6 protein-coding genes are annotated in these 5,674 nt (G+C 69.4%); all 6 read left to right on the forward strand.

What is annotated here, in order from left to right; genetic code table 11:
- The first annotated feature begins 5 nt into the window (after window positions 1-5).
- Complete coding sequence (locus KYK13_RS20765) at window positions 6-1,403, forward strand: VWA domain-containing protein (protein ID WP_223631928.1); 1,398 nt, start codon at window positions 6-8, stop codon at window positions 1,401-1,403.
- 25 nt (window positions 1,404-1,428) lie between these two features.
- A complete protein-coding gene (locus KYK13_RS20770; protein ID WP_223631930.1) occupies window positions 1,429-1,944 on the forward strand; it encodes a hypothetical protein in 516 nt (171 codons plus the stop codon).
- Window positions 1,945-2,017: 73 nt separating this feature from the next.
- A complete protein-coding gene (gene miaB / locus KYK13_RS20775; RefSeq protein ID WP_223631938.1) occupies window positions 2,018-3,403 on the forward strand; it encodes a tRNA (N6-isopentenyl adenosine(37)-C2)-methylthiotransferase MiaB in 1,386 nt (461 codons plus the stop codon).
- 36 nt (window positions 3,404-3,439) lie between these two features.
- The gene (locus KYK13_RS20780; RefSeq protein ID WP_223631940.1) at window positions 3,440-3,955 is read left to right on the forward strand and encodes a gamma carbonic anhydrase family protein; all 516 of its coding nucleotides are present in this window, start codon (window positions 3,440-3,442) and stop codon (window positions 3,953-3,955) included.
- A gap of 33 nt (window positions 3,956-3,988) precedes the next feature.
- Window positions 3,989-4,459 carry a cyclic nucleotide-binding domain-containing protein gene (locus tag KYK13_RS20785; RefSeq protein ID WP_223631949.1) on the forward strand — a complete coding sequence of 157 codons (471 nt, stop codon included), beginning with the start codon at window positions 3,989-3,991 and terminating at the stop codon, window positions 4,457-4,459.
- Window positions 4,460-4,755: 296 nt separating this feature from the next.
- On the forward strand, window positions 4,756-5,550 hold the full coding sequence (locus KYK13_RS20790) for a DedA family protein (protein ID WP_223631959.1): 795 nt from the start codon (window positions 4,756-4,758) through the stop codon (window positions 5,548-5,550).
- Window positions 5,551-5,674 lie beyond the last annotated feature (124 nt).

Below are 5,674 nucleotides of genomic sequence, written 5' to 3' on the forward strand. Positions count from 1 at the left end.
ACGCCATGGATGCCCGCATCGTCGAGTTCGCCGAAGTGCTCCGCCAGAACGGCGTGCGCGTCAGCACGTCGGAAGTGCAGGACGCCTTGCGCGCCACCGCCGAGGTGGGAGTCCAGGACCGGGCGCTGTTCCGCTCCGTGCTGCGCACCACGCTGGTGAAGCGCGAGCTGGACGTGGAGACGTTCCGCCGCGCGTTCGACTTCTTCTTCTCCGGCGCGGCCCGCACGTTCGAGGCCATCGACAAGTCGCTGGCGAAGCAGCTGGAGGAGGAGGGCTACCTGGAAGGCGACCTGCTGAAGATGGTCATCTACCAGATGAACCTGCTGGCGCCGGAGATGTCCCCGCTGGCGCAGGCCCTCCTCGCCGGGGACCGCGCGCGGCTGGCGCAGATCTTCCGCCAGGCCTCGCTCCAGCTGGACCTGGGGCAGTTGGAGAGCCCTCTGCAGACGGGGTTCTTCACGCGGCGGCTGCTCGCGGGCGCGGGCTTGGAGCGGGCCCGGTCCGACCTCAAGTCATTGGAGGACGAGCTCAAGGCTCGCGGGCTTCATGCCGAGGGCGTGGAGATCGTCTCGCGCCACGTGGCCGCGGCCATGCGCAAGATTGAAGAGGCCGCGCGCGCGGAGGTGAAGCGCCAGTCCGAGGCGCGCATCCGCCGCCGCACGGACTCCGTCACGGAGAAGGCGCTGCACCTGCTCACCCAGGCGGAGGTGGACCAGATGGAGGCCGCCGTCCGCACGCTGGCGGAGAAGCTCAAGAGCCGGATGATCCGCAAGCAGCGCTCGCACCGGCGCGGGTCGCTCCACGCGCAGCGCACGCTGCGCCGGAACATGCCGTGGGACGGCGTGCCCATGGTGCCCGTGTTCCGCACCCGCCGGCCGGAGCGCCCGGAGCTGGTGGTGCTCTGCGACGTGTCCGACTCCGTGCGCAACGCGTCCCGGATGATGCTGCTGTTCATGCACACGCTGCAGTCGCTGTTCGTGCGCGTGCGCTCGTTCGTCTTCGTGTCCGACGTGGGCGAGGTGACCCAGTTCTTCAAGGACCTGGACGTGAACGAGGCCATCGACGCGGCGACCGCCGGGCGCACCGTGTCCATGAGCTCCAACTCCAACTACGGCCGCGCGCTGGCGGACTTCACGCGCGACCACCTGGGCAGCATCACGCGCCGCACCACCGTGATGATCATTGGCGACGGCCGCAACAACTACAACGCGAGCAACGCCTGGGCCCTGAAGGACCTGAAGCGCAAGGCGAAGCGCGTGCTGTGGATCTGCCCCGAGGAGCGGGGCAACTGGGGCATCGGCGACAGCGAGATGCTCACCTACGAGAAGCACTGCACCCAGGCCGTCGTCGTGAACTCCGTGTCGGACCTGGCCCGCATCGCGGAACAGCTCGTCCCCGTCTGAACCTCGCAGTCCCCAAGGAGCCCCCATGGCCCCGTCCCTCTTCGACGACTTCCAGGACGTCCCCAACGTGGAGACCGGCCTGGACCTCGACGCCGCCGACGACCGCACGCTGCGCATGGCGTCCCGGCCGGTGGACGACGCGCTGCTCGACCAGCTGGTCCGCTACCAGGAGACCTTCCTGGCGCACGTGGAGGCGGACGCCACCCCGGAGGCCATGGCGCGCGCGTCCAAGGCGGCGCTGGAGGCCAGCGGCCTGGACGTGAAGGCGGCGGAGTGGGGGAACGCCATCCTCCGGGCCTTCGGCGGGCGGCGGTGGACCGTGCAGCGGCTGCGCTCGAAGCTGACGGAGCTGGAGTCCCGCTCCGGGCCGGAGGTGGACGAGGTGAAGAAGCGCGTCCAGGACGAGCTGGTGAACCAGGAGAAGGAGACGGACGCCCTGGGCCGCCGGTACGGCGCCCAGACGGTGGCCCTGCTCCGGGAGCGCGAGGCCCAGGTGCTGGGGCTGCACACCCGGCTCACGAAGGTGCTCAGCCGGGGATGACCCGGGGTGCCCGCCCGGTTGCATTCCGCGTCCGGGCGTTCCATAACGGCCCGTTTTCCTTCAAGGCCTACCCATGAAGCGCTACTTCATCCACACCTTCGGCTGCCAGATGAACGTCAACGACTCGCTCCGCATGAGCGAGGCGTTGTCGAAGATGTCCTACGTGCCCACGCCGGAGCCGGACAACGCGGACCTCATCATCCTCAACACCTGCTCCATCCGGGAGAAGGCCGAGGACAAGATGCTCTCCGCGCTGGGGCGCTACCGCGCCGTGAAGGCCAGCCGCGGCGCCCTCCTGGGCGTGGGCGGCTGCGTGGCCCAGCAGGAGAAGGACAAGCTGCTGAAGAAGGTGCCGTACCTGGACTTCGTCTTCGGCCCGGACAACATCGCCAAGCTGCCGGAAGTGATTGCCCGCGTGCAGGACGCTCGCGAGCGCGTGGTGGAGACGGCCTTCGTGGACTCCGAGGAGTACGTCTTCCCGCGCGCCGACGCGGAGACGTCCCGCGGCAAGGTCACCGAGTTCGTCACCGTGATGAAGGGCTGCGACAACGTCTGCTCCTTCTGCATCGTCCCGCACACCCGTGGGCGCGAGGTGAGCCGCGAGTTCACCGAAGTGCTCAGCGAGGTCGCGGACCTGGCGGGCGTGGGCGTTCGCGAGGTCACGCTCATCGGACAGAACGTGAACTCGTACCGGGGCGGCATCAGCTTCGCGCAGCTGCTCCTGCGCACCGCGGAGGTGCCGGGCATCGAGCGCGTGCGCTTCACCACCAGCCACCCGCATGACCTGTCGGACGAGCTGATTGAAGCCTTCCGCGTGCAGCCCAGGATTGCCCCGCACTTCCACCTGCCCGTGCAGTGCGGCAGCGACCGCATCCTGAAGATGATGCGCCGCGACTACACCGTCGAGCAGTACATGGAGCGGCTGGAGAAGCTGCGCGCCGCGCGGCCCGGCATCGCCATCACCACGGACATCATCGTGGGCTTCCCCGGAGAGACCGAGGAAGAGTTCGAGATGACGATGCAGCTCACCGAGCGCGTGAAGTACGACAACCAGTTCTCGTTCGTGTACAGCCCGCGCCCCAAGACGGGCGCCGCGCTGCGCGAGAAGGACTGGGGCCCCATCCCGCACGAGGTGAAGGTGGCCCGGCTGGAGCGCCTGCAGAAGCTCCAGCGGCGCATCAGCGGCGAGTACACCCAGGCGCAGGTGGGGCTGGACGTGGAGGTCCTCGTCGAGGGCCGCTCGCGCTACGACGCCACCAAGCGCTTCGGCCGCACGCCGGAGAACCGCACGGTGAACTTCGAGGGCGACGCTCCGGCGGGCTCCGTCGTGAAGGTGCACGTGGAGCGCGCCACGCCCAACCAGCTTGCGGGCAGGCAGGTGGCGGTGCTCCAGGCCCCCACCGTGGCGCCGCCGGCGGTGGAGCTGCCCTTGCCGTTGCATGTCCCGGCGGAGGCCTGACGCCTTCGCCGTCGTCTTGCCGTCGGAGGTGCCACCATGCCGTTGAAGCCGTTTCGCGGGGTGTCCCCCCGCGTCCATCCGAGCTGCTTCATCGAGGACTCCGCCCAGGTGGTGGGTGACGTGGAGCTGGGCGAGGACTCGTCCATCTGGTTCAACTCCGTGCTGCGCGGGGACGTGAACTCCATCCGCATCGGCAAGCGCACCAACATCCAGGACCTCACCATGATCCACGTCACCAGCCAGGGTGACTCGACGACGGTGGGCGACGACTGCACGGTGGGCCACCGGGTCATCCTCCACGGGTGCGTCGTGGGCCACCGGGTGCTCGTGGGCATGGGCGCCATCCTGATGGACGGGGTGGAGGTGGGGGACGACTGCATCATCGGCGCCGGCACGCTGCTGACGCCGGGGACGAAGATTCCCCCGGGGATGCTGGTGGTGGGCTCGCCCGGCAAGGTGAAGCGCCCCATCCACGACGGCGAACGCGAGTTCCTCGTCCAATCCGCCCTCCACTACGTGCACACCGCCGCGGAACACCGCTCCAGCCGCTGACGCGGCCGCGTTGTGCGTGTTAGGAACACCCCCATGGCGCTCGCCCCCGAGACGACCCTGAAGGCCTGCCCGCTCTTCAAGGGCTTCACCGACACCGGCATCTCCATCTTCGCGGCGGCGGCCGTGTCACGGGCCTACCCCAAGGGGACGGCGCTGTTCACCGAGGGCAAACCCGGAGACTCGCTGCTGATCGTGGGCGAGGGCACCGTGCGGCTGAGCGCCCGGAGCCCCTCGGGCGAGGACGTGCCCCTGGGCGAGGTGACCGTCGGGGAGCCCCTGGGGGAGCTGGCGCTCGTGCAGAAGGGCGAGCGGCTGTGCTCAGCCACCGCGCAGACGGACGTGATGGCGCTGGAGATCCGCTCGGCGGACTTCCAGAAGCTGCTCGCGCAGAAGCCGCAGGCCTGCATCAAGCTGCTGATGGGCATCGTCAGCCACTTTGGCGCCAAGGCCCGCGAGAACCGGGACATGCTGCGCACGCTCGTGGCGCGGGCCCCCGGCACCTGACGGACTGTCGGACAGGTCGCGAGGGACTCCTGCCAGAGCGCGATGGGTCTGCTACCCGCACCCAAGGTGGTTACTGTGCCCGTCGAGAATCCCCCGGGCACCCGGGATGTCCCACACCGTGGGCATGGGTAGGCAGAGGGCCGAGGGCTTTCGTGGTGGGGCCCGGGCGCTTGGAGTGGGAAGCTCGGCGGCCGGAGTTTTCAACTGCCGCGCCCGGTTGATGGCTGGGTGACTGGATGGGCCAGCCCGGGCGGTTGCCGAGCGGCCCTTCGGGAAGTGATTGGACGGAAAGACGCGTGGAAGAACTGCTCACCAACCTGCTCGGTAACTCCCAGGGCCTCTTCGCCTACCTGACCGTGTTCGCCATCCTGGTGGCGTGCGGGCTGGGGGTGCCGCTTCCGGAGGACATCTCGCTCATCCTCGGCGGGTTCCTGGCGCACAAGGGCGCGGCGCACCTGCCGGTGATGATGGCGGTGGGCTTCTTCGGCATCCTGGTGGGCGACAGCCTCATCTACATGGCGGGGCGCCGGCTGGGCACGAAGCTGGGGCGCGACCCGGGGGCGAAGGGCGGAGGGTTCTTCTCCAAGATCGTCACGCCGGAGAAGCGGGCGAAGGTGGAGTCGCTCTTCGTCACGCACGGCCAGAAGATCGTGATGATTGCCCGCTTCATGCCCGGCGTGCGCGCGGTGACGTACTTCACGGCGGGCTCCGTGCACATGCCGTACTGGCGCTTCATCCTCTGGGACGGGCTGGCGGCGCTCCTGTCCGCGCCGGTGTTCGTGTGGCTCGGGTTCCACTTCGGTGGCGAGCTGGACATGGTCATCCGCAAGCTGAAGGACGGCCAGGTCGTGGTGATGGGGTCGCTGGCGGTGCTGGCGGTGGGCTACTTCCTGTTCCGCCACCGCAAGAACGCGAAGCTCAAGGCCGCGGCCGCCGCCCAGGCACACATGACGCCGGTGCCCCTGCCGCCCGTGCAGGAGCCGCTGGAGAACAGCGTGTCGCAGGCGCGCGCGCCCAGCCCCAGCGCCTTCTTCGACGTGCCCGCCGACAAGGCGCCCGCGCCCGAGCCGGACCTGAACGCGCACAAGTAGCCGCCGTGCGGCGGTGACGCGGTCCCTGGACCCCGCCCCCTCACAGGAGGGAGCGGGGTTCTTCGTTGCGGGCCTCGGGCTGGCGCATTCCGTTCACGAAGGCGCCAGCGCCGCCGCGGTCGCG

The organism is Corallococcus sp. EGB (assembly GCF_019968905.1).
GTDB lineage: Bacteria > Myxococcota > Myxococcia > Myxococcales > Myxococcaceae > Corallococcus.